This window comes from Achromobacter sp. (assembly GCF_050285565.1).
Classification (GTDB): domain Bacteria; phylum Pseudomonadota; class Gammaproteobacteria; order Burkholderiales; family Burkholderiaceae_B; genus Achromobacter.
Window position 1 is genome coordinate 430,291 of sequence record NZ_JBLZXG010000006.1, and the last position, 23,103, is coordinate 453,393.

A 23,103-nucleotide genomic window follows, 5' to 3' on the forward strand; every position below is an offset into this window, starting at 1 on the left:
CGGCCTCAATCCTTGATACGGCTGCGCAGCACCGCGCCGGTCTGCGCGTCCACGCGCAGCTTCACGCGCTGGCCTTGGGGGTCGTCGGCCTTGACGTCATAGGCGCGGTGGTGCTCCAGTTCGATCTCGGTGATGTTGCGATAGCCCGCGGCGGTCAGCGTGTCATATATCTGGCGCACGGTCAGAATCTGCGCGGCGGGCGCGGCCTGGGCCGGCGCGGTCGCGGCAGGCGCCGGGGCGGCCGGGGCGGGTTGCGGCGCGGTTTGCGCCAGCGCGACGCCGCCGGCAACGGTGGCGGCTCCCAGGGCCAGGGCGGACAGGGTCTTGCGGATCGGGTTCATGCGGTTCTCTCCTGAAAGTTGAGGCCGGGGATCGGCCATGACGTCATTATTCGGCGGGCCGCATGAACCCGTTCTGAAGCCGCCATTCACTCGTCGTTCATGTTTGATCCGCTATAAATGAGACGCTTGTTTTCCCCTGTTTTTCCCCCGTGCGCCGGGTTAACCTGGACGCGACCGCCCGACGGAATCCCCATGACCGCACGCTTTCGTATCGGAATCTGGCTGACCGGCTTCGTGCTGGCCGTGGCGCTGGCCGCCGGGCCGGGCGCCGGCCGGGCCGACGAGCGCGATCACGAACAGGCCCGTCAGGCCCTGCAGGCCGGCAAGGTGCTGCCGCTGCGATCGGTGCTCGACATCGTCGAGCGCGATTTTCCCGGCCAGGTGGTCAAGGTGGAATTCGAGGAGGACGACGGCCGCTTCCTGTACGAGATCCGCCTGTTGCAGCCCGGCGGCAGCCTGGTCAAGCTGAAGATCGACGCGCGCGACGGCGCCGTGCTGGGCATGAAGGGCCGCGACATCCAATTCCGGAACCGACACTGATGCGCATACTTGTCGTCGAAGACGAACCGACCCTGGCCTCGCAACTGGCCGAGGCGCTGCGCCACGCCGGCTACACCGTCGATACGGCGGCGGACGGCGGCACCGCACACTACATGGGCGAGGTCGAGACCTACGACGTGGTGGTGCTGGACCTGGGCCTGCCGGTGATGGACGGCCTGACGGTGCTCAAGCAGTGGCGCGCGGCCGGACGCGGCATGCCGGTGCTGATTCTCACGGCGCGCGCCAACTGGCACGAGAAGGTTGCCGGCATCGACGCGGGGGCCGACGACTACCTCACCAAGCCCTTCCACATGGAAGAGCTGCTGGCGCGCGTGCGGGCGCTGCTGCGCCGGCACAGCAACCATGCCAGCGCGCAATGGCGCTGTGGTGCGCTGATGCTCGATACCCGGCTGGCCAGGGCCACGGTCGAGGGCGTGCCGCTGAACCTCACCAGCCACGAATTCAAGGTGTTGGCCGTGCTGATGCAGCGCGCCGGCGAAGTGGTTTCGCGCGGCGAACTGATCGAGCACATCTACGCGCAGGATCACGACCGCGACTCCAACACCATCGACGTGTTCATCGGCCGCCTGCGCAAGAAGCTGCCGCCCGACACCATCGAGACCGTGCGCGGGCTCGGCTACCGGCTCGCCTGTCCGTCATGACCCCGCCGCGCGCGCCGGGGTCGCTGCGCTGGCGTCTGCTGGCCGGCACGCTCGCCTGGATCGCGGCCACCATCGTGCTGGCCGGCTGGGGGCTGGGCAGCCTGTTCCGCCAGCACATCAACGAACAATTGCGCGCGGAGCTGGCGCTGCACATTAACCAGTTGACGGCGGCCGTCAGCGTGGCGCCCGATGGCCGCCCGACGGTGGCCCCGCCCCTGAGCGATCCGCGCCTGGAACAGCCCTTGTCCGGCCTGTACTGGCAGATCGACCGCCTCGACGATGCTGGCCGCGTGGTGGCCGCCGGCGTGGCGCGCTCGCGCTCGCTGTGGGATCAGGTGCTGGCGCTGCCCGCGGGCGACCGCGCCGATGGCCTGCATGACATCGCGGGTCCCGAGAACCACCGTCTGAGCGCCGTGACGCGCCTGCTCAAGCCCGAGGACGCCGACACCGGCACGCTGCGCCTGATCGTGGCGGCAGACCGCGCGGTGCTGGCCGAACCGATCGAACGCTTCGACCACATGCTGCTGCTGTCGCTGGGCGCGCTGGCGGCCGGGCTGGTGGTGGCGGCGGTGGTGCAGGTGGCGGTGGGGCTGCGGCCGCTGGGGCGGCTGCGGCGCCAACTGGCCGCGCAGCAGGGCCGCAACAGCGTGCGCATCGAGGGCCGCTTTCCCAGCGAGATCCAGCCCTTGGTCGACGATTTCAACCGGGTGCTGGCAGTCAACGCCGATATCGTGCAACGGGCGCGTACTCAGGCCGGCAACCTGGCGCATGCGGTCAAGACGCCGTTGACCATCCTGGGCAACGCGGCGGCGCGCGAAGAGGGCGCTTTTGCCCGCCTGGTGCGCGAGCAGGTGGCCACGGCGCAGCGCCAGATCGACTACCACCTGGCGCGTGCCCGGGCCGCGGCGGCCTCCGGCACGGCGGGCGGGCGCGCGCCGCTGCGCGCGCCGGTACAGGCCCTGTTGCGCGTCATGCAGCGCCTGTACGCGGCGCGCGGGCTGGAACTGGAGATGGGCGAATTCGGCGATGGCCTCGAATTCCGCGGCGAGGAGCAGGACCTGCAGGAGATGGTCGGTAACCTGCTCGACAATGCCTGCAAATGGGCCGTGCGGCGGGTGCGGATCAGCGCCCAGGCGGCCGCTTCCGACCGCCTGCGGATCGTGATCGACGACGACGGCCCGGGCATCGCCGAGGACGAACGCGAGCGCATCTTCGAGCGCGGCGTGCGCATGGACGAGCAGCGTCCGGGCTCCGGGCTGGGGCTGGATATCGTGCGCGACCTGGCCGGCACGTATGGCGGCCAGGTCAGCGCCGGGCAGTCGCCGCTGGGCGGGCTGCGCGTGACGCTGACCCTGCCGGCGCTGCCGGGCGGGGGCGCCGCCTAGCGCACCAGCGTCACCGGCACGTCGGCCAGTTGCACCACCTGGTTGGCGACCGAGCCGATCAGCACGCCGGCCAGCGCGCCGTGGCCGCGCGTGCCCATGACGATGCGCGCGCACTGGTGTTCCCGCGCGTAGGCATGGATCTCTATCGCCGGCCTGCCGAATTCGACATGGCTGGTGTAGTCGGTGCCGGTGACATCGAGCAGCTTGCGCGCCTCATCGGCGGCTTCCTGGCCTTCGCGCACGTAGTACTCATCGATCATGTCCTGCGTGACCAGCCGCGACAGGCCGGCGCGCCCCTGGGGCGGAGACTGGATGTTGAGCAGGTGGATGCGCGCGTCGGGCGCGCCCTCGGCCAACTGGCGCGCGTACAGCACGGCGCGGTTGGCGTTGTCGGAACCGTCGACCGGGACGAGGATGTTCAGCATGGCGGCTCCTTTACTTGACCAGGGTGACGGGCAATTCCGTCAGGTGCAGCACCTTGGTGGCGACCGAGCCCATGAACAGCGAGGCCACCGAACCCAGGCCGCGCGTGCCCATGTAGATTTCGTCGGCGTCGATGTCGGCGGCGACGCGGGCGATGGTCTCGGCCACCGCGCCGGTCTCGATGCGCTGGCCGTACGGCACGCCGGCCCCGGCCAGCAGCGCGCTGGCGTCGCGCAGCGCGGCCTCGCCTTCTTCCTGGTGATAGGCGTCGATATCGGCCTGCGACAGGCCGCGGCCGAACTTGCCCGCCGGCAGCGGTACCTGCACGGTCAGCAGCTCCACGCGTTCGACGGGGTCATAGCGGCGCGCCTCGAGCAGGGCGCGCACGGCGTGCACGGCATGCTGCGAGCCGTCCACCGGGATCAGAATGCGTTTCATCGACGTCTCCTTGTTGTCGGCGGGCTAGCGGCGGCGCCATGATGGCGCCGCCGCGGTATCCCACTTTACGCAATTATTCCGCCGGGCGGGTGACACCGGGCTGAGCGGAATCAAGCAAGGCGCTGCGGGCGCTCAGCACCAGGCGGCCGGCAGCCGCGTCGCCACGCCCGGCAGCCCCAGCAGCAGGGCGGCCATGCGGCCGAGCGCGGCGGCATCGCCGGTGGTCGTCAGTTCCACCGCGCCCGCGCCGTCGGCGGCGAGCCGGCCGCGCGCCTGCAACTGGTGCCGCAGCCGGCGCGCCACCGGCGCGCCGGTCTCCAGCAATGGCACGGCGGAGCCGGCCGCATCTTGTATCGCCTCGCGCAGGAAGGGGAAGTGGGTGCAGCCCAGCACCAGCGCGTCCGCGCCCTCGGCCAGCAGTTCGCGCACCGGCGCGGCCACGGCGGCGGCGGCGGCCGCGCCGTGGATCTCGCCGCGCTCGACCTGCAACACCCATTCAGGACAGGGGCGGAACAGGATGCGGATCTCCGGGGCTTCGCGTTGCACCAGGGCGGCGAACTTGGGGCTGGCCAGCGTGCCGGTGGTGGCGAAGACGCCCACCACGCCGCTGCGCGTCAGGTGCGCGGCCGGCTTGATGGCCGGCTCCACGCCGATGATGACCAGGTCCGGATGGCGGGCGCGCAGCGCGGCGATGGCGGCGGCGGTGGCGGTGTTGCAGGCCACCACCATGGCCTTGGCCTGGCGCGACACCAGGTAGTCGGCGACGGCCAGCGCCCGTTGCCGCACGTATTCCTGGGTCTTCTCGCCATAGGGCACGTGGGCGGAATCGGCCACGTACAGCAGGTGTTCGCGCGGCAGGATGTCGCGGATGGCGCGCAGCACGCTCAATCCGCCGACGCCGGAGTCGTATACGCCTAGGGGAAAAGGGGCGGGCATGGGGATGCGGGCGGGACAAAAAGAGGCGCCCAGTGTAGCGCTACCGCGCCGCCTCCTGCGCCGCGCGATGCGCCCGCACTTCCTCGATCAGGCGGCGGATCGCGCCGGTCGGCGGCGCGTCGCGCCAGATCAGGGTCAGCGGCGCGCGCATGGCCACCGGGCCGGTGACATTCACGTACACCACGCCTTCGATGTTGACCCGCCGCAGCGAGGCCGGCACCAGCGACACGCCCAGCCCGGCCGCCACCAGGCTCAGGGTCGACAGCATGCGCGGCGCCTCCTGCGCCACGCGCGGACTGAAGCCGGCGGCGCGGCAGGCCGAGATGATGGCGTCGTACAGCCCGGGTCCGCTGTGGCGGCGGTACAGGATCAGCGATTCGTCGGCCAGTTCCGCCAGGGCGATGCGCTTGCGCGCGCGGCCCCTGACCATGGGGTGGTCGGCCGGAAAGGCCGCCAGCATGGTTTCCTCCAGCACCGTTTCGACCGCCACGCCGCGGTCGACGCCGTGCGCGCCGCGAATGAAGGCCACGTCGACGCGGCCGTCGCGCACGTCTTCCATCAGTTCGCCGGTGCTGCTTTCCTCCAGCACCAGGCGCACCTGCGGCGCGCTTTCGCGGAAACGCCGGATCACCGACGGCACGAAGGGGTGGAACGCGGCCGAACCGGTGAAGCCGACCGTCAGCCGGCCCGCCTCGCCCAGCGACACGCGGCGCACCCCATCGACCGCCTGATCGACCAGCGCCAGGATGCTGCGCGCGTCGGCCAGCAGGGCGCGGCCGCTTTCGGTCAGTTCCATGCCGCGCGGCAGGCGGTGGAACAAGGTGACGCCCAGCTCCTGTTCCAGCACGCGGATCTGCTGGCTCAGTGGGGGCTGGCGGATGCCCAGCCGGGCGGCGGCCTTGGTCAGGTGGGATTCTTCGGCCACCGCCAGGAAATAGCGCAACAGCCGCAGGTCGACGGATGCCATATGCATGGAATATGAGTGTTTAACCAGCCATATATTAGACATTATCCAGGCCGGGGAGTAGGCTGCGAGCTGTCCCTTCACTCCCGGCGCCAGCGCCCGGCGGATCGCCCCGCAGACACACGACAATGAACGCAGCAGCACCTGACACCCCCGACGCCGCGACGCGGCCGCCGCCCACCTGCGGGCAACTGTTCCACGGATTCCTCATGCTCGGCCTGACCGCCTTCGGCGGCGCGCTGCCGCTGGCGCGCCGCATGGTGGTCGAAAAGCACCGCTGGCTGTCCGGCGCCGAGTTCACCGATCTGCTGGGACTGTGCCAGTTCCTGCCCGGCGGCAACATCATCAACCTGTCGGTGGCCCTGGGCATGAAGTTCCGCGGCCCGCGCGGCGCCTTCGCGGCGCTGATGGGATTGATCCTTGCGCCCTCGGTCATCGTGGTGCTGCTGGGCATGGTCTACGACCGCTTCCAGAACGACCCCCACATCCAGCACCTGTTCGCCGGCCTGGCCGCCGCCGCCGCGGGGCTGCTGATCTCGATGGCGGTCAAGATCTGCGTGCCGGTGCTCAAGCGCCGCGACTGGCTGGCCGGCCTGGTGGCCACCGCCTGTTTCATCGCCATCGCGGTGCTGCGCATCCCGCTGTTGCCGACCATGGCGGTGCTGACGCCGCTGAGCATCCTGCTGGTCTGGAGGCAACGCCGATGATGCAGACCCTGATCGCCCTGGCCATCATCTTTTCGCAACTGTCGGTGCTGGCGTTCGGCGGCGGCAACACCATCCTGCCCGAAATGCAGCGCCAGGTCGTGCAGGTGCACGGCTGGATGACCGCCGCCGACTTCTCCGCGCTGTTCGCCCTGGGCCAGGCGGCGCCCGGCCCCAACCTGATGGTGGTGACGCTGGTCGGCTGGCACGTGGCCGGCTGGGCCGGCATGCTGGTCACCACGCTGGCCAAGTTCGGGCCGTCGTCCCTCATCACCATCCTCGCGCTGGGCCTGTGGGAACGCTTCAAGGACCGGCCCTGGCGCGGCGTGATCCAGGCCGGCATCTTTCCCATGACGGTGGGCCTGGTGGCGGCCAGCGCGGCGCTCATCACCGAAGCATCGGCCCATACCTGGCTGCTGGGGGCGATCACCGCCGTGGTCGCGCTGCTGGGCAGCGTCACCCGCATCCATCCGCTTTGGCTGCTGTTCGGCGGGGCGCTGGTCGGATTGATCGCGATCGGTTAGCGTGGAAGCTCGCGCCACGCCTGGGAGCCCGCCATGACGCTACCGGTCAAGGATCCGGAAACCGAATCGATGCCCGCCGCGGTCGAGCCGCTGCCATTCTTCCATGCGCACCGCCGGCTGGTGTTGTGCGGCCTGCTGTTCGCCGTCCTGGCGGGGACGCTGTGGCGCGCCGGCCTGACGCCCAGCCGCGCGGGCCTGTTGGCCTTCGACGCGGCGGCGCTGGTGTTCCTGCTGCTGACCGCCGCGGCCTTCGGCAAGGCCACGCCGGCCATGATGCGGGTGCGCGCCCAGCAGGTCGACGTCGGCCGCAGCGCGGTGCTCTGGAGCAGCGTGGCGCTGTCGTGCCTGGTGATGGCGGCGCTCTGGACCGAGTTGCGCGCCGCCGGCGGCATCGAGGGCGCGGCCGACCTGGTCGCGGCGGCCGTCAGCATCGTGCTGTCATGGCTCTACCTGAACATGATCTTCGCGCTGCATTACGCGCATGGCTACTACAGCCACCGCAACGGCATGCACAAGGGCCTGGATTTCCCGGGCAAGGAAGATCCCGACTACTGGGATTTCGCCTACTTCGCCCTGGTGCTGGGCATGACCTTCCAGGTGTCGGACGTGCAGATCGTCAGCCGCCGGCTGCGGCGCACGGCGCTGATGCACAGCGTCATCGCGTTTTTCTTCAACGTCTTCATCATCGCCATCAGCGTCAACGTGGCGGCGGGGCGGGCATGACAGAGCCCGGCCGTGGGGCCGGGTTTTGCCAGGGGGGGCGACGGGCCGCGCGCGCTCAGGCCGCGGCCAGGCGCCACAGCGACGTCACTTCCTTCGAACGCGCCGCGTGCAGCGGGTCGGTGGCGTCCGTGGCGCGGCCGTGCGTGGGGCGCGTGTCGATGCGCTCCACCACGCGCAGGCCGGCCTGCGCGATCATTTCCAGCAATTGCTCACGGGTGCGCAAGCCCAGGTGCTCGGCCAGATCAGACAGGATCAGCCAGCCTTCGCCATTGGGCGTCAGGTGCGCCGCGAGTCCGTTGAGGAATCCGCGCAGCATGCGGCTGTCGGGGTCGTAGACCGCGTGTTCGACCGGCGAACTGGGGCGGGCCGGCAGCCACGGCGGGTTGCACACCACCAGCGAGACCCGGCCTTCGGGGAACAGGTCGGCCTGCACCACTTCGACCTGCCGCGACAGGCCCAGCCGGTCGAGGTTGTCGCGGGCGCAGGCCAGCGCCCGCGGGTCCATGTCGGTGGCGATGACGCGCTTGCCGCCGCGGCGCGCCAGCACCGCCGCCAGCACGCCCGTGCCGGTGCCGATGTCGAACGCCACGCTGCCGCGCGGCATCGGGGTGCGCGCCACCAGGTCGATGTACTCGCCGCGTAGCGGCGAAAACACACCGTAGTGCGGGTGGATGCGGTTGTCCAGCGCGGGAATCTCCACGCCTTTCTTGCGCCATTCGAAGGCGCCGATCAGGCCCAGCAGTTCGCGCAGCGACGCCACATACGGTTCGTCGGCGGGGCCGTGGGCGGCTTCGCAGGCCTGCCGCGCATCCGGCGCGCGGCGTAGCGAAATGCCATGCCCGGCGTCGAACGGAATCAGCAGCATGCCGAGGATGCGGGCGCGCTGCGACTGGATCTGGCGATGCTGGTTGAAGGCCTCCAGCATGGTCTCGACCGGCTTGCGCGGGCGCTTGTCCACGCGCCGCGTCATGGCCTGCAGCAACTGGCGCGCATTCTGGAAGTCGCCGCGCCACAGCAGGCCCACGCCTTCGCAAGCCAGCCGATAGGCCACGTCCGCCGTGGTGCGGTCGTCGGCCAGTACCACGCGTTTGGGCGGCGTGGCGCCGGACTCCGAGCGCCAGCGGGCGGTATGGTGGGCCAGGTCGGGGCCGTCGCCCTCCGTCCAGTGCAGTTCAGGCGGGGTCAACGGGGCGCTCCGGCGAAAGCGGACATCAAGGGCAGGGCGAGCATGAAGGGGGCAATCCTGGGGAAGAAAAACAAAGGGCGCGGGCTGCCAATGTAGCAGCTTCGCGCCCGGGGGGCGGCGGGCGGCGCCCGCCAGGCCGGTTTCAGTGAAACAGCACCACGGCCTTCTGCAGCGTGATCCAGATGCCCCAGGCCAGCGGAATGCCGACGCAGGCCCAGGCGAACAGCACCAGCGCGGCGGGCGTGCGGAAGGTCGAGGCGCCCACGCCATGGGTCTCGGCGGCGGCCGCGCGTTCGTGCGCCAGGGCCTTCTCGCGCGCCAGTTCCTCGTCGCTCATGAAGTACTTGGGGTTCACCGGCCGGATCGCCAGGTTGCACAGCAAGCCCAGCACCAGCATGCCGGCCAGGATGTACATGGTGATGTCATACACCTGCGCCCGCGGCACGCCGATGGACAGTTGGTATTCGCGGATGTAGTTGACCAGCACCGGCCCGAAGATGCCTGCTGCCGACCAGGCCGTCAGCAGGCGGCCGTGAATCGCGCCCACCATCTGCGTGCCGAACAGGTCCGCCAGGTAGGCCGGCACCGTGGCGAAGCCGCCGCCGTACATCGACAGGATCACGCAGAAGGCGGCTACGAACAGCGCCAGCGCGCCCATGTGCGCGGTCCAGGGAATCGCCGCGTACAGCACGAAGCCGAGTACGAAGAAGATCAGGTAGGTCATCTTGCGGCCGAGCTTGTCCGACAGGCTGGCCCAGAAGAAGCGGCCGCCGATGTTGAACAGGCTGAGCAGGCCGGTGAAGCCCGCCGCGATGGCGGCGATGGCCGCCAGTTGGTTCTTGTCGAGCTGGCCGTAGCCCAGTTCCGGCTTGTTGATCAGACCGCCGCCGAACACCTCCTGCAGCAGCGGCGAGGCCATGCCCAGGATGCCGATGCCGGCGGTCACGTTCAGACACAGCACCAGCCACACCAGCCAGAACTGCGGCACACCCCAGACCCGCTTCACGTGCACGTGGCCCTGGGTGATCATGGCGTTGTTGGCGTGTCTGGCGGGCACGGTCCAGCCCTCGGGCTTCCAGCCGGTGGGCGGCACGCGGTAGCCGAGCGCGCCCGACATCATGAAGACGAAGTACACCAGCGCCATGGTCAGGAAGGTCTGCCACACGCCCGGCGAGGTGGGCGTGGCGAAGTGGCGCATCAGCAGGTCGGCCAGCGGCGCGCCGATCATGGCGCCGCCGCCGAAGCCCATGATGGCCATGCCCGTCGCCATGCCGCGGCGGTCGGGGAACCACTTGATCAGCGTGCTGACCGGCGAGATGTAGCCCAGCCCCAGTCCGATGCCGCCGATGACGCCGGAGCCCAGCCACAGCATCCACATCTGGTGCAGGTAGACGCCGGCCGCCGAGATCACCAGGCCGCCGCACCAGCACAACGCCGATACCACGCCCGCCTTGCGCGGCCCGGCGCGTTCCAGCCAGCCGCCCCACAGCGCCGCCGAACAGCCCAGCAGCACGAAGAACAGCGTGTACATCCACCCCATGGTGGAAATCTTCCAGTCGCAACTGGTGGTGAACAGTTCGGCCATCAGGCTCATGTCGGCCGGGCAGGCCAGCGGCTGGGTGCCGCCGACGGCCTTGGACAACGGCAGCCAGAACACCGAGAAGCCGTAGGCCATGCCGATGCACAGGTGGATGGCCAGGGCGGCCGGGGGTACCAGCCAGCGGGAAAAACCCGGTCCGGCGATGGTGCGTTCCTTGTCCAGGAAACCCGGCTTGGCGCCGGGCAGGTCGAGTGTTGCAGTGCTTTCCATGAGGTCTCCTCGGGGTGCGGCTTTATAGCGGCGTTGGCTGGAGAAATCCAGTCCCGCCGTCTCTTGTTGAACCCTTTGCTGCGGTAAAGCTTGCTGCGCCCGCGCGCCGTGGTGGGCACGCGGATCTATGCGGACGCGCCAGTCGGTCAGGACACGCGCGCCAGCGGTGTCAGGCGTTCGCGGTTCTGCGTCACCGCCTCCAGCACCAGCGGATGCAATTGGTACTCGCCGGCATCGCCGTCGGGCTGCCGGGCCAGGAAGTCCAGCAGCTCGTTGCGCATGCGGGGTTCCCAGAACTTGTGGATATGGTTGGCCACGCCTTCCACCGCCTCGGGCCGCAGCGGCATGGCTTCGAAGAATTGGCCGATGCGGTTGGCCATGCGGATCAGGTTGCCGATTTCCATGCGTATGTCGCGTCCGGTCTAGGAGGTGATGCGTTCGGGGTGGGAATACAGGGTGGCGTCGTCATCGCGCAGGAAACCCAGCAGCGCGATGCCGGCGCTGTCGGCCAGCCGCACGGCCAGCGCCGTCGGCGCAGACACCGCCGCCAGGATGCCGACGCCGGCCGCGGCGGTTTTCTGCACCATCTCGAAACTGGCGCGGCTGGACACCAGCACCACGCCGCCGGTGGCGGGCAGTGCCTGGCGCGCCAGCGCGCCGACCAGTTTGTCGAGCGCGTTGTGGCGGCCCACGTCCTCGCGCACCAGGGCCACGGCGCCGCTGGCGTCGGCCCACCCGGCGGCGTGGGTCGCGCCAGTCAGGTCGTGCAGCGCCTGGCGCGCGCGCATGGCGCGCATCGCCCGCAGCACCGCGCCCACCGGCAGCGGCGCGCCGGCCGGCACCGGCGCCACCGGCCGCAGCACCTCGGGCAGCGTCTCGACGCCGCATAGCCCGCAGCCGGTGCGCCCGGCCATGGCGCGGCGACGCGATTTCAGGCGCGCCTCGCAGGCGCTTGAAATCTCCAGTTGCACCACGATGCCGTCGCACTGCGGCAGCACGTCGATGCCGCGCACGTCGGCCACGCTGTCGATGATGCCTTCGGACAGCGAAAAGCCGACGGCGAAGTCTTCCAGGTCAGCGGGCGTGGCCAGCATGGTGGCGTGGCTGATGCCATTGAATTCCAGCGCCACCGGCGTTTCCTCGGCCAGGCGGTCGCCTTCGGCGCCGGGCGCGATGGCGCCGGCCCGCACGCGGGTCACCTGGGCCGCCACGTGGTCGGGGCGAGAGGAAGGGGGCGGGGCGCTGTGATCCATGGCGGGCTCGGCTGTCGGGGTTATTTCCCCGAGGTCACGGCTTCGCTTTCGCGCGAGCGCTCGCGCAGCAGCTTCTGCTGGATGTCCGCGAAGCGCGACCATTGCCGCTGCCATTCCGACGGCTGGGACACGCGCGTGACCTGCACGGCCGTGACCTTGTACTCGGGGCAGTTGGTGGCCCAGTCGGAACTGTCGGTGGTGACGACGTTGGCGCCGGACTCGGGGAAGTGGAAGGTGGTGTATACCACGCCCGGCTGCACCCGGTCGGTCAGGGTCGCGCGCAGCACCGTTTCGCCGGCGCGGCTCTGGATGCCGACCCAGTCGCCTTCCCTCACGCCACGATCCTCGGCGTCCTGGGGGTGGATCTCCAGCACGTCCTCACTGTGCCACATGACGTTGGGCGTGCGGCGGGTCTGCGCGCCGACGTTGTACTGCGACAGGATGCGGCCGGTGGTCAAGAGCAGCGGGAAGCGGCGCGTGCTGCGTTCGTCGGTCGGCACGTACTTGGTGATCATGAACTTGCCCTTGCCGCGCACGAAGCTGTCGATGTGCATGATGGGCGTGCCCTCGGGCGCGTCGTCGTTGCACGGCCACTGCAGGCTGCCCAGCCTGTCCAGCTTCTCGTAGCTGACGCCGCTGAAGGTCGGCGTCAGGCGCGCGATCTCTTCCATGATCTCGCGCGGATGACGGTAGTTCATGGGGTAGCCCAGGGCGTTGGACAGCGCCACGGTCACTTCCCAATCGGACTTGCCGTTCTTGGGTTCCATCACCTTGCGCACCCGCGAGATGCGGCGCTCGGCGTTGGTGAAGGTGCCGTCTTTTTCCAGGAACGACGAGCCGGGCAGGAACACATGCGCGTACTTGGCGGTCTCGTTCAGGAACAGATCCTGCACCACGATGCATTCCATCGCCGCCAGCGAGGCCGCCACGTGCTGCGTGTTGGGGTCGGACTGCACGATGTCCTCGCCCTGGCAGTACAGGCCCTTGAAGGTGCCGCCCAGCGCGGCCTCGAACATGTTGGGAATGCGCAGGCCGGGCTCGGGTTGCAGCGTCACGCCCCAGTCCCGCTCGAACTGCGCCCGCACCGTGTCGTCGGAAATGTGGCGGTAGCCCGGCAGCTCGTGCGGGAACGAGCCCATGTCGCATGAGCCCTGCACGTTGTTCTGGCCGCGCAGCGGATTCACGCCCACGCCTTCGCGGCCGACGTTGCCGGTGGCCATGGCCAGGTTGGCGATGGCCATGACGGTGGTCGACCCCTGGCTGTGCTCGGTCACGCCCAGGCCGTAATAGATCGAGCCGTTGCCGCCGGTGGCGAACAGCCGCGCCGCGCCGCGCACGGCCTGCGCCGGCACGCCGGTGATCTCGGCCATGGCTTCGGGCGAATTCTCGGGCAGCGACACGAAGTCGCGCCATTCCTGGAAGGCCTTGGTCTCGCAGCGCTCGGCCACGAAGGCCTCGTCGATCAGGCCTTCGGTGGCGATCACGTGCGCCATCGACGACAGCAGCGCGGTGTTGGTGCCCGGCCGCACCTGCAAGTGAAAGTCGGCCTTGATGTGCGGCGAGCTCACCAGTTCGATGCGGCGCGGGTCGATCACGATCAGCCGCGCGCCCTGGCGCAGGCGGCGCTTCAGGCGCGAGGCGAACACCGGGTGGCCGCTGGACGGGTTGGCGCCCATGACGATCACCACGTCGGTGTGCATCACCGAATCGAAGGTCTGGGTGCCGGCGGATTCGCCCAGTGTCTGCTTCAGGCCATAGCCGGTCGGTGAATGGCAGACGCGGGCGCAGGTGTCGACGTTGTTGGTGCCGAAGGCGGCGCGCACCAGCTTCTGCACCAGCCAGGTTTCCTCATTGGTGCAGCGCGACGAGGTGATGCCGCCGACCGCGTCGCGGCCGTACTGCCCCTGGATGCGGCGGAATTCCGCGGCGGCATAGTCGATCGCCTCTTCCCACGACACTTCCTTCCAGGAATCGGTGATGCGCTTGCGGATCATCGGCTTGAGCACGCGTTCCTTGTGGGTGGCGTAGCCCCAGGCGAAGCGGCCCTTGACGCAGGAGTGGCCGCGGTTGGCCTGGCCGTCCTTCCACGGCACCATGCGCACCACTTCCTGGCCCTTCATCTCGGCCTTGAAGCCGCAGCCCACGCCGCAATAGGCGCAGGTGGTGACCACCGAGTGCTCGGCCTGGCCCATCATGATGACGGTCTTTTCCTGCAGGGTCGCGGTCGGACAGGCCTGCACGCAGGCGCCGCAGGACACGCATTCGCTCTCCAGGAAGGGCTGGTCCTGTCCCGGCGACACGCGCGATTCGAAGCCCTTGCCGGAAATGGTCAGCGCGAAGGTGCCCTGGGTTTCCTCGCAGGCGCGTACGCAGCGGTTGCAGACGATGCACTTGGAGGCGTCATAGGTGAAGTACGGGTTGGACTCGTCCTTCTCGCTCTTGAGGTGGTTGGCGCCGTCGTGGCCGTAGCGCACGTTGCGCAGGCCCACCACGCCGGCCATGTCCTGCAGCTCGCAGTCGCCGTTGGCCGGGCAGGTCAGGCAGTCCAGCGGGTGGTCGGAGATGTACAGCTCCATCACGCCGCGCCGCAGGTCGTGCAGCTTGGGCGTTTCGGTAAAGACCACCATGCCGTTCTCGGCCGGCGTGGTGCACGAGGCGGGATAGCCGCGGCGGCCCTCGATCTGCACCAGGCACAGGCGGCACGAGCCGAACGGCTCCAGGCTGTCGGTGGCGCACAGCTTGGGAATGTTGATGCCGGCCTCGGCGGCCGCGCGCATCAGCGAGGTGCCTTCGGCCACGGTGATTTCCTGGCCATCGATGGTCAGGGTGACGGTCTTTTCGGACACCCGCGCCGGGGTGCCCAGATCGCGGTCGCGCTTGATGACGGTTTCTAGCATGGCGGTCTCGGATTCAGGCGGAGTGGACGGCGGACGGCGAGGACGCGATGCCGAAGTCCTGCGGGAAGTGGTTCAGCGCGGACAGCACCGGGTAGGGCGCCATGCCCCCCAGCGCGCACAGCGATCCGCCCAGCATGGTGTCGCACAGGTCGCGCAGCAGGTGCACCTGCTGCTCGCGCCCCGGACCGCCGGCGGCGATCTTGTCGATGGTTTCCACGCCGCGGGTCGAGCCGATGCGGCAGGGCGTGCACTTGCCACAGGACTCGATGGCGCAGAACTCCATGGCGTAGCGCGCCATGCGCATCATGTCGACGCTGTCGTCGAACGCCACCAGGCCGCCGTGGCCGATCATGGCCGAGATCTGCACATAGGCTTCGTAGTCCAGCGGCACGTCCCACTGCGATTCCGGCAGGTAGGCGCCCAGCGGGCCGCCGACCTGCACCGCGCGCAGCGGCCGGCCCGAGGCGCTGCCGCCGCCGAAGGTGTACAACAGGTCGCGCAGGCTCAGGCCGAAGGCTTTTTCCACCAGCCCGCCCTGCTTGAGGTTGCCGGCCAGTTGGAACGGCAGCGTGCCGTGCGAGCGGCCCACGCCGTAGTCGCGGTAATAGGCCGCGCCCTTGGCCAGGATGATCGGCACGGTGGCCAGCGAGATCACGTTGTTGATGACCGTCGGCTTGCCGAACAGGCCGGCGATCGCCGGCAGCGGCGGCTTGGCGCGCACCACGCCGCGCTTGCCCTCGATGCTTTTCAGCAGCGAGGTCTCCTCGCCGCAGATATAGGCGCCGGCGCCCTTGCGCACTTCCAGGTCGAAGCGGCGGCCGCTGCCGTGCACGTCGTCGCCCAGCCAGCCGACGCCGCGCGCCCGTTCGATGGCGGCTTCCAGCGTGGCGATGGCGTGCGGGTATTCGGAACGCACGTAGATATAGCCGTAGGTCGCGCCCACCGCCAGGCCGGCGATGGTCATGCCCTCGATCAGCACATAGGGGTCGCCTTCCATCAGCAGGCGGTCGGCGAAGGTGCCGGAATCGCCCTCGTCGGCGTTGCAGACGATGTACTTGCGGTCGGCCGGCGAGCCCAGCACGGTCTTCCACTTGATGCCGGTGGGAAAGGCCGCGCCGCCGCGCCCGCGCAGGCCGGAGGTGAGCACCTCTTCGACGATGGCGGCCGGTTCCATGGCCAGCGCGCGCTTCAGGCCCTGCAGGCCGCCATGCGCGGCGTAGTCCTGCAGCGACAGCGGATCGATCACGCCGACGCGAGCGAAGGTCAGGCGCTCCTGCTGCTTGAGATAAGGGATCTCCTCGGTCAGCCCCTGGCGCAGCGGATGCGCGCCGCCCGTGAGCCAGCCGGCGTCGAACAGCGCCGGCACGTCCTCGGGTTGCACCGGGCCATAGGCCAGGCGGCCCTCGGGCGTGGATATTTCCACCAGCGGTTCCAGCCACAACAGGCCGCGCGAGCCGTTGCGCACCACCTGCACGGCCAGGCCGCGTTCGTCGGCGGCCAGTTCGATGGCGGCGGCCACGGCGTCGGCGTCCATCGCCAGCGCCGCGGCGTCGCGCGGCACGTAGATCAGGGTGGGGGTGCTCATTGGCCGGCCTCCCGCACGCGATGCAGCAGGCGGTCGAGCTTGGCAGGCGTGACGCGGGCGTGCGGCTGGCCGTCCAGCATCACCGCCGGCGACTGGGCGCACAGGCCCAGGCAGTACACCGGCTCCAGCGTGAAGTCGCCGTCGCGCGTGCTGGCGTGGAAATCGCAGCCCAGCGCCCGGCGCGCGTGGTCGGCCAGTTGTTCGCCGCCCATCGCCTGGCACGCTTCGGCGCGGCACACTTCCAACGTGTGGCGGCCGGCGGCTTCGCCGCGGAAATGGGGGTAGAAGGTGATGACGCCGTGGACTTCGGCGCGCGACAGGTTCAGGGCCTCGGCGATGGTCTGCACCGCCTCGGCCGGAATACAGCCCAGTTCATGCTGCACCGCATGCAGCACCGGCAGCAAGGGGCCGGGCTGGTCTTTCAGGCGGGCCAGGATACGGGCGGTGGCGGCCACCGCGGGGCTGGCGGACGCCTGGGCGGCGTCCAGAGCCATTGCGCCGCCACGGGCGCCGCCGGTGGAAGCCAGATCGGATTTTGCCTCGCGCTGACGCATGGCGGTCTCCTCCAGTAGTGCTGGGACCCCGTGGGGAGGGGGCTGTTCTGATGCGAGGTCAGGTTGATTTATATGCATAGAAAAACATATAAAAATCCCATGCCCTGCGTTATTTGTGTACTCTAAACAGGTAATTAATCGCCTTCAATAAGAAATAAATGACATATAAGTTCCGCATCGGCCTGCGGCCGCAATGGACCTTGGGCGGAGACGACGGCGCCCCCGTGCCGCTGCAGGACATGCTGGCCCTGCTGGCCGCCATCGACGCCACCGGCAACATCGCCGGCGCCTGCCGCGCCTGCGATCTGTCATACCGCCACGCTTGGGGCGTGCTGCGTCGTTTCGAGGGCATCTTCGGCACCCAGTTGCTGATCACCAACCGGCGTCAGGGCACGCAACTGTCGCCGTTCGCGCAGCGCCTGCTGTGGGCCAACCGCCGCATCGAGGCGCGGCTGATGCCTACGCTCGACAGCCTGGCCTCTGAATTGCAGGAGGAACTGGCGCGGCTGCTGCCGGAGAGCGACCCGCACCTGCGGCTGCACGCCAGCCACGGTTTCGCGGTGGAATCGCTGATGGAACACATGGGCGGGCGCAAGCCCGGGCTGGAACTGCGCTACCGCACCGCGATCGAGGCGCTGGCCTCGCTCGAGCGGCACGAGTGCGACCTGGCCGGCTTCCAGGTGCCGCTGGGCGACTTCGAGGCGCCCATCATGGACCGCTACGCGCAGTGGCTGCACGCCGACGAATACCTGCTGATCCACCTGGCGGTGCGCAATACCGGGCTGTTCGTGATGGCCGGCAATCCCAAGCGCATCACCGGCATGGCCGACCTGGCGCGCCAGGACGTGCGCTTCGTCAACCGCCAGATCGGCTCCAGCACCCGCTACCTGGTCAGCCTGATGCTGCAGCGCGCCGGCGTTTCGATCAGCGAGGTGCGGGGTTATGAAACCAACGAATTCACCCACATGGCGATCGCCGCTCACATCGCCAGCGGCATGGCCGACACCGGCGTCGGCGTGGAGACCGCCGCCTGCCGCTTCGGCCTGGACTTCATTCCGCTGGTGCGCGAGCGCTACTTCTTCGCCATCCGCAAGAGCGCGCTGGAGACGCCCGCCATGCGCGATCTGCTGTCCATCATGCGCAGCCCCGACTATGTCGGCTACGTCGGCCAGCTGGTCGGCTACGACGCGCGCGATACCGGCCGTCTGCAGACCCTTGAAGAGGCATTTTCCTAGGCGCGCCACCACGGGCGCCGGGCTATGATGTTCCCATGAGCAAAGTGATCCTCCTGGCTGATCGCCGTATCGATCGTCCGGCGCCCGTCGCGCCGCCGGCCGCGGGCCAGCCCGCGCTCGACCGGCGCGCGCGGCCGCTGCGCGACCTGCGCATCTCGGTCACCGATCGCTGCAACTTCCGTTGCACCTACTGCATGCCGCGCGAGGTCTTCGACACCGACTACGTCTTCATGCGCCACTCCGACCTGCTGTCGTTCGAGGAAATCGCCCGCCTGGCCGGCGTCTTCGCGCGCCTGGGCGTCGAGAAGATCCGCCTGACCGGCGGCGAGCCGCTGCTGCGCAAGCATGTGGAAAACCTGGTGGGCCTGCTGTCGGGATTGCGCACCCCCGCTGGCCGGCCGCTCGAACTGACGCTCACCACCAACGGCAGCCTGCTCGAACGCAAGGCCGCGGTGCTCAAGAGCGTCGGCTTGCACCGCGTCACGGTCAGCCTGGACGCGCTGGACGCGGCCATGTTCCAGGACATGAGCGACAGCGGCTTCACGCCCGACGACGTGCTGCGCGGCATCGATGCCGCGGCCGCCGCCGGGCTGGCGCCCGTCAAGGTCAACATGGTGGTGCGGCGCGGCCTGAACGACGCGCAGATCCTGCCGATGGCCGAGCGCTTCCGCGGCAGCGGCCACATCCTGCGCTTCATCGAATACATGGACGTGGGCAACACCAACGGCTGGAACCTGACCGAAGTGGTGCCCAGCGCGGAAGTGCTGGCGCGCATCGGCGCGACCTATCCGCTGGAACCGATCTGCACCGAGGACATGGGCCGCGTCGCCGAACGCTGGCGCTACCGCGACGGCGCTGGCGAGATCGGCGTCATCTCCAGTGTCACCCATGCCTTCTGTGGCGGATGTACGCGCGCGCGCCTGTCGCCGGAAGGCAAGCTGTTCCTGTGCCTCTTCGGCCACGAGGGCCACGACCTGCGCGCGCCGCTGCGCGATGGCGCCAGCGACGATGAGCTGGCCGCCATCCTCACGGGCATCTGGGCCGCCCGCGGCGACAACTATTCCGAACAGCGCGGCCGCAACATGGCCGACCCGGCCCGCAAAGTCGAGATGAGCTACATCGGTGGCTGATACATTGCCCGCGTTCGACCGGCGGCAGGTGGCCGGCCTGATCCTGGCCGGCGGTCAGGGTTCGCGCATGCGGGGTAGCGACAAGGGGCTGGTCACGCTGCGTGGCGAACCGTTGGTGGCGCACGTGGCGCGGCGCCTGGCGCCGCAGGTCGGGCCGCTCCTGGTCAGTGCCAATCGCAATGCCGATATCTATTCCCGCTACGGCCGGGTGGTGGCCGACGATACCGATGCCGTGGGCGCCTGGCAGGGGCCGTTGGCGGGCCTGGCCGCCGGCCTGGCGGCCGCCGCGCCGTGCGAATGGCTGGTGGTGACGCCGTGCGACACGCCGTTCCTGCCTGCCGACCTGGCCCAACGCCTGATCGCGGCGGCGCGGGTGACGGGCGCGCCCCTGGCCTATGCGACGGCGGGGGGCCAGCGCCATCCCGCCTGCATGGCGTTGCGCGTATCGCTGCTGCCAATGCTGCGCGACTACCTCGCGGCCGGCGAACGCAAGGTCGGCCTGTGGCAGTCGCGGGTGGGCGGCGTGGGCGCGCCGTTCGACGGCGCGCCCGGCGCGTTCATGAACCTGAACACGCCCGACGACCTGGCGGCGGCCGAGCGCTACGCCAGCCAGTGACGCAGGTCGTAGTAGGGCACGCGGTCGCGGTCCTGCACCCGCACGTCGGCGGGCAGGCGTGCCAGGCCGGTGGACCACGGCAATGAACTGATCACCCCGGAACCCTGGTGACCGTACGGCACCAGTTCGGCGTTGCCGTCATCGCCGGCGCGACGCTGCACCCGCAGGAATTCCTCGCGGCTGTCCTGGCGCGGATGCTCGGTGCGCAGCGGCAGCCGGCTGACCGGCGGGAACAGTTCCGCGCGGCCCTGCATGCGGCGCACCAGCGGCGTCACCAGCATGGCGAACACCGCGTAGGCCGACACCGGATTGCCCGGCAGGCTGACCACCGGCTTGTCGCCGATCATGGCCAGCGCCACCGGCTTGCCCGGCTTCATGCGCACCTTCCACAGCGACAGCTCGCCGCCCAGCGCGGCCAGCGCCGGCTTGACCAGGTCGCGCTCGCCGACCGACACGCCGCCCACGCTCAGCACCAGGTCGCAATCGGCCAGCAGCGTCTTGAAGGCGGCCAGCAGGTCCGCCTCGGTGTCGCGCGCATGCAGCACGTGGGTCGGTTCGGCCGCCAGCCCGCGCACCAGCGCGGCCAGCATCGGGCCGTTGGAGTTGTAGATCTGCGCCGGCTCGCGCGCGCCGCCGGGGGCCACCAGTTCATCGCCGGTGGTCAGGATGCCGACCCGCAGGCGGCCGTACACCGGCACGCTGGCCAGGCCCTGCGAGGCCAGCAGCGCCACGTGGCCGGCCTGCAACTGCGTGCCGGCGGGCAACAGCGGGGCGCCGGCCAGGGTGTCTTCGCCCCGCAGGCGGATGTGCTGGCCGGGGCGCGGCTGGCGCGTGATCTCGACCTGCTCGTCGGCCTCGTGCGTGTCTTCCTGCATCACCACCACGTCGGCGCCCTCGGGAATCAGGCTGCCGGTGAACAGGCGGATGGCGTGGCCGGGCTTGAGCGGCTGCGGTGTGTCGCCAGCGTAGCAGCGCTGCTGGATCGGCAGGCGCGCGCCCGGCTGCCAGTCGGCCAGGCGCAGCGCATAGCCGTCCATGGCGCTGTTGTCGGCCGGCGGAATGTCCACCGTGGCGTCGAGGTCGGCTGCCAGCACGCGGCCGGGCGCCTGGTCCAGGCCGACGGTTTCGCGGCGCGCGAGCGGCGCGGCGGCGTTGGCCAGCAGGGTCTGGGCTTGGTCGAAATCCAGCATGGGTATCAGTGGTCTTGGTCGCGGGGTTGGAAATGCGTGGCGAAATTGCAGGGGCGGTGGGTGCTGTCGAGCTGCTCGCGGATGATGCGGTTCCAGGCGGTCTCGCAGGCGTTGTTGGAGCCGGGCAGGCAGAACAGCAGGGTCTGGTTGGCCGCGCCGGCAAAGGCGCGCGACTGGATCGTCGAGCTGCCGATTTCCTCGAAGGAGATCTGGCGGAACAGTTCGCCGAAGCCGGGAATCTCGCGGTCCAGCAGCGGCAGGATCGCCTGCGGCACGTGGTCGCCGTGCGAGAAACCGGTGCCGCCGGTGGTCAGGATGACCTGCACTTCGGGGTCGGCGATCCAGTCGCTGATGACGCGCCGGATCTGGTAGATGTTGTCCTTGGCGATGTCGCGCCGCACGCACTGGTGGCCGGCCTGGGCCAGGCTGTTGGCCAGCAGGTTGCCGGAGGTGTCGTCGCCGGCGCTGCGGGTGTCGCTGACCGTCAGCACGGCGCAGGCCAGCGAGACGGGGGAGGCGTCGTTCATGGAGTCTCCTTGGGGGGCGGGGTATCGGCGTCCCAGGACTGCGTGCGGTCCTGGTCGGATTGGCGCTGTTCCACCCAGAAGCTGTCGCCACCGGCGAGGGTTTCGCGCTTCCAGAAGGGCGCGCGGGTCTTGAGCGCGTCGATGATGAATTCGCAGCCGCGGAAGGCGTCGCCGCGATGGGCGCTGGCGGCCGCCACGAACACGATCTGGGCATTGCGGGCGAGGGCGCCGACCCGGTGCACGATCACGGTGCCGTCCAGGTTCCAGCGCGCGCGGGCGGTGGCGGCGATGTCTTCGAGCTCGCGCTCGCACATGCCGGGGTAGTGTTCCAGGTAGAGGGTGTCGGTGGGCGTGTCCGGCGCGTAGTCGCGCACATAGCCCACGAAGGTGACGATGCCGCCCACGCCCGGCCCGGCGCTGGCGCGCAGGGCGGCGGTGAGCGCGGCGCCGTCGAAGTCGGCTTCCTGCACGATGACCATGGCGCTCAGCCTCCGGTGACGGGTTCGAACACCGCGACCTCGTCGCCCGCGCGGATCGGCGCCGACGGCTTGGCGTGGGTCTGGTTGATGGCCAGCTTCAGGCGCGCGGCCGGGGCCAGTTGCGGATAGCGCTCGCCGAGCGCGGCCAGCAACTGCGCGCCGGTGGACTCGCCCGCGACCGGCCAGGCTTCCGAGCGCTTGCCGACCAGTTCGGCCACGCGGGCGAAATACAGCAGGTTAATCGTTGCGCCATTCACCGCTTTTACCTCCCGCCTTGTACTTCAGGCGAACTTGTTCGATCACGATGCCCTTGTCGGCGGCCTTGCACATGTCGTAGATGGTGAGCGCGGCGACGCTGCAGGCGGTCATGGCTTCCATTTCGACACCGGTCTTGTAGCTGGTGCGGCAGGTGGCCAGGATGTCGATGCGGTGCGCCGCGTCGTCCAGCGCGAATTCGACGCCGACGAACGACAGCGGCAGGCTGTGGCACAGGGGGATGAGCTCGGCGCAGCGCTTGGCCGCCAGGATGGCGGCCACGCGCGCGGTGTTGAGCACTTCGCCCTTGCCCTGGCCGGGCTGCGTCAGCAGGCCATAGGCAACCGCGTTCATGCGGACGCTGGCGGTGGCGACGGCCACGCGTTCGGTGTCGGACTTGCCGATGACGTCGACCATGCGGACCTGGCCGGCTTCATCCAGGTGGCTCAAGGTGGGGGCGGGCGTGGACATTGGGAATCGGGATCGAGAATTGTTAATGATTGAAAAGAGCGGTCCCGGCAGGCCGTGGCGGGCCGCTGATACGCCCTATGATAGTCGAGCCGCCGGCCACCGCGCCTTGAGCAAAGATAAGCGCGGCGGCATTCGGCCCGCGCCGCGCGCGGGGCCGCGGCCGGCAGGCGTCCCCGCGTGGCCGCCGCGCCTCGCGCGTTCGTGCCCCCTGCGGGGGCATTTTCGCTTTTGGCGCCCGGCTGCAAAAAGCCCCCCAATTTGCTCGAAGGACGCGA

26 protein-coding genes are annotated in these 23,103 nt (G+C 69.7%); 9 read left to right on the plus strand and 17 right to left on the minus strand.

What is annotated here, in order from left to right; translation table 11 throughout:
• Window positions 1–5 precede the first annotated feature (5 nt).
• Window positions 6–341, minus strand: a complete 336-nt coding sequence (locus ACN6O8_RS15465) for a PepSY domain-containing protein (protein ID WP_427991900.1) — start codon at window positions 339–341, stop codon at window positions 6–8.
• A 192-nt stretch (window positions 342–533) separates the two neighbouring features.
• Between ACN6O8_RS15465 and ACN6O8_RS15470 the strand changes: the two genes are divergently transcribed.
• The 3 genes from ACN6O8_RS15470 to ACN6O8_RS15480 are packed head-to-tail and all read left to right on the plus strand — an operon-like array spanning window position 534 to window position 2,928.
• Window positions 534–881, plus strand: a complete 348-nt coding sequence (locus ACN6O8_RS15470; protein ID WP_427991901.1) for a PepSY domain-containing protein — start codon at window positions 534–536, stop codon at window positions 879–881.
• Window positions 881–1,543, plus strand: a complete 663-nt coding sequence (locus ACN6O8_RS15475) for a response regulator transcription factor (protein ID WP_427991902.1) — start codon at window positions 881–883, stop codon at window positions 1,541–1,543. Before ACN6O8_RS15470 ends, ACN6O8_RS15475 begins: the two co-directional genes overlap by 1 nt.
• Window positions 1,540–2,928: a sensor histidine kinase gene (locus ACN6O8_RS15480; protein ID WP_427991903.1), complete on the plus strand. Its 1,389-nt coding sequence runs from the start codon at window positions 1,540–1,542 to the stop codon at window positions 2,926–2,928. The genes ACN6O8_RS15475 and ACN6O8_RS15480 overlap by 4 nt, the downstream gene beginning before the upstream one ends.
• On the opposite strand, the gene ACN6O8_RS15485 is transcribed toward ACN6O8_RS15480, so the two are convergent.
• The 4 genes from ACN6O8_RS15485 to ACN6O8_RS15500 all read right to left on the minus strand — a co-directional run bounded on the left by ACN6O8_RS15485 (window position 2,925) and on the right by ACN6O8_RS15500 (window position 5,692).
• Window positions 2,925–3,353 carry a universal stress protein gene (locus ACN6O8_RS15485; protein WP_427991904.1) on the minus strand — a complete coding sequence of 143 codons (429 nt, stop codon included), beginning with the start codon at window positions 3,351–3,353 and terminating at the stop codon, window positions 2,925–2,927. The genes ACN6O8_RS15480 and ACN6O8_RS15485 overlap by 4 nt on opposite strands.
• A 10-nt stretch (window positions 3,354–3,363) precedes the next feature.
• Window positions 3,364–3,789, minus strand: a complete 426-nt coding sequence (locus tag ACN6O8_RS15490) for a universal stress protein (RefSeq protein WP_427991905.1) — start codon at window positions 3,787–3,789, stop codon at window positions 3,364–3,366.
• 132 nt (window positions 3,790–3,921) lie between these two features.
• Window positions 3,922–4,725, minus strand: a complete 804-nt coding sequence (murI, locus tag ACN6O8_RS15495) for a glutamate racemase (protein ID WP_427991906.1) — start codon at window positions 4,723–4,725, stop codon at window positions 3,922–3,924.
• Between the two features lie 40 nt (window positions 4,726–4,765).
• Window positions 4,766–5,692 carry a LysR substrate-binding domain-containing protein gene (locus ACN6O8_RS15500; protein WP_427991944.1) on the minus strand — a complete coding sequence of 309 codons (927 nt, stop codon included), beginning with the start codon at window positions 5,690–5,692 and terminating at the stop codon, window positions 4,766–4,768.
• Between the two features lie 125 nt (window positions 5,693–5,817).
• On the opposite strand from ACN6O8_RS15500, the gene ACN6O8_RS15505 reads away from it, so the two are divergent.
• The 3 genes from ACN6O8_RS15505 to ACN6O8_RS15515 are packed head-to-tail and all read left to right on the plus strand — an operon-like array spanning window position 5,818 to window position 7,640.
• Complete coding sequence (locus ACN6O8_RS15505) at window positions 5,818–6,396, plus strand: chromate transporter (protein ID WP_427991907.1); 579 nt, start codon at window positions 5,818–5,820, stop codon at window positions 6,394–6,396.
• Window positions 6,393–6,917: a chromate transporter gene (locus ACN6O8_RS15510; RefSeq protein WP_427991908.1), complete on the plus strand. Its 525-nt coding sequence runs from the start codon at window positions 6,393–6,395 to the stop codon at window positions 6,915–6,917. The genes ACN6O8_RS15505 and ACN6O8_RS15510 overlap by 4 nt, the downstream gene beginning before the upstream one ends.
• Before the next feature lie 33 nt (window positions 6,918–6,950).
• A complete protein-coding gene (locus ACN6O8_RS15515; RefSeq protein ID WP_427991909.1) occupies window positions 6,951–7,640 on the plus strand; it encodes a DUF1345 domain-containing protein in 690 nt (229 codons plus the stop codon).
• A 55-nt stretch (window positions 7,641–7,695) separates the two neighbouring features.
• On the opposite strand, the gene ACN6O8_RS15520 is transcribed toward ACN6O8_RS15515, so the two are convergent.
• From ACN6O8_RS15520 to ACN6O8_RS15550, 7 genes are all read right to left on the minus strand, one after another.
• Entirely contained in the window at window positions 7,696–8,826 is a 1,131-nt protein-coding gene (locus ACN6O8_RS15520; protein ID WP_427991910.1) for a methyltransferase, read from the minus strand.
• Between the two features lie 142 nt (window positions 8,827–8,968).
• Complete coding sequence (locus ACN6O8_RS15525; RefSeq protein WP_427991911.1) at window positions 8,969–10,636, minus strand: OFA family MFS transporter; 1,668 nt, start codon at window positions 10,634–10,636, stop codon at window positions 8,969–8,971.
• A 146-nt stretch (window positions 10,637–10,782) separates the two neighbouring features.
• Entirely contained in the window at window positions 10,783–11,040 is a 258-nt protein-coding gene (locus ACN6O8_RS15530) for a formate dehydrogenase subunit delta (RefSeq protein ID WP_427991912.1), read from the minus strand.
• An 18-nt stretch (window positions 11,041–11,058) separates the two neighbouring features.
• The gene (fdhD, locus tag ACN6O8_RS15535; protein WP_427991913.1) at window positions 11,059–11,889 is read right to left on the minus strand and encodes a formate dehydrogenase accessory sulfurtransferase FdhD; all 831 of its coding nucleotides are present in this window, start codon (window positions 11,887–11,889) and stop codon (window positions 11,059–11,061) included.
• A gap of 20 nt (window positions 11,890–11,909) precedes the next feature.
• Window positions 11,910–14,786: a formate dehydrogenase subunit alpha gene (gene fdhF / locus ACN6O8_RS15540; RefSeq protein ID WP_427991914.1), complete on the minus strand. Its 2,877-nt coding sequence runs from the start codon at window positions 14,784–14,786 to the stop codon at window positions 11,910–11,912.
• A gap of 13 nt (window positions 14,787–14,799) precedes the next feature.
• Window positions 14,800–16,371 (minus strand): formate dehydrogenase beta subunit, encoded by a 1,572-nt coding sequence (locus tag ACN6O8_RS15545; RefSeq protein WP_427991915.1) that lies wholly within the window; start codon window positions 16,369–16,371, stop codon window positions 14,800–14,802.
• A complete protein-coding gene (locus ACN6O8_RS15550; protein ID WP_427991916.1) occupies window positions 16,368–16,925 on the minus strand; it encodes a formate dehydrogenase subunit gamma in 558 nt (185 codons plus the stop codon). Before ACN6O8_RS15550 ends, ACN6O8_RS15545 begins: the two co-directional genes overlap by 4 nt.
• A gap of 158 nt (window positions 16,926–17,083) precedes the next feature.
• On the opposite strand from ACN6O8_RS15550, the gene ACN6O8_RS15555 reads away from it, so the two are divergent.
• From ACN6O8_RS15555 to mobA, 3 genes are read left to right on the plus strand one after another with little or no spacing between them, the layout of a single operon-like run.
• On the plus strand, window positions 17,084–18,160 hold the full coding sequence (locus ACN6O8_RS15555) for a substrate-binding domain-containing protein (RefSeq protein ID WP_427991917.1): 1,077 nt from the start codon (window positions 17,084–17,086) through the stop codon (window positions 18,158–18,160).
• A gap of 35 nt (window positions 18,161–18,195) precedes the next feature.
• Entirely contained in the window at window positions 18,196–19,290 is a 1,095-nt protein-coding gene (moaA, locus tag ACN6O8_RS15560) for a GTP 3',8-cyclase MoaA (protein WP_427991918.1), read from the plus strand.
• A complete protein-coding gene (mobA, locus tag ACN6O8_RS15565) occupies window positions 19,283–19,906 on the plus strand; it encodes a molybdenum cofactor guanylyltransferase MobA (RefSeq protein ID WP_427991919.1) in 624 nt (207 codons plus the stop codon). The genes moaA and mobA overlap by 8 nt, the downstream gene beginning before the upstream one ends.
• On the opposite strand, the gene ACN6O8_RS15570 is transcribed toward mobA, so the two are convergent.
• The 5 genes from ACN6O8_RS15570 to moaC are packed head-to-tail and all read right to left on the minus strand — an operon-like array spanning window position 19,891 to window position 22,828.
• A complete protein-coding gene (locus ACN6O8_RS15570; protein WP_427991920.1) occupies window positions 19,891–21,096 on the minus strand; it encodes a molybdopterin molybdotransferase MoeA in 1,206 nt (401 codons plus the stop codon). The genes mobA and ACN6O8_RS15570 overlap by 16 nt on opposite strands.
• A 5-nt stretch (window positions 21,097–21,101) precedes the next feature.
• Window positions 21,102–21,623 (minus strand): molybdenum cofactor biosynthesis protein B, encoded by a 522-nt coding sequence (gene moaB / locus ACN6O8_RS15575; RefSeq protein WP_427991921.1) that lies wholly within the window; start codon window positions 21,621–21,623, stop codon window positions 21,102–21,104.
• On the minus strand, window positions 21,620–22,102 hold the full coding sequence (locus ACN6O8_RS15580) for a molybdenum cofactor biosynthesis protein MoaE (RefSeq protein ID WP_049075647.1): 483 nt from the start codon (window positions 22,100–22,102) through the stop codon (window positions 21,620–21,622). Before ACN6O8_RS15580 ends, moaB begins: the two co-directional genes overlap by 4 nt.
• A gap of 5 nt (window positions 22,103–22,107) precedes the next feature.
• Window positions 22,108–22,359, minus strand: coding sequence for a MoaD/ThiS family protein (locus ACN6O8_RS15585; RefSeq protein ID WP_427991922.1), 252 nt, complete (start codon window positions 22,357–22,359; stop codon window positions 22,108–22,110).
• On the minus strand, window positions 22,340–22,828 hold the full coding sequence (moaC, locus tag ACN6O8_RS15590) for a cyclic pyranopterin monophosphate synthase MoaC (RefSeq protein ID WP_427991923.1): 489 nt from the start codon (window positions 22,826–22,828) through the stop codon (window positions 22,340–22,342). Before moaC ends, ACN6O8_RS15585 begins: the two co-directional genes overlap by 20 nt.
• Window positions 22,829–23,103: the final 275 nt, after the last annotated feature.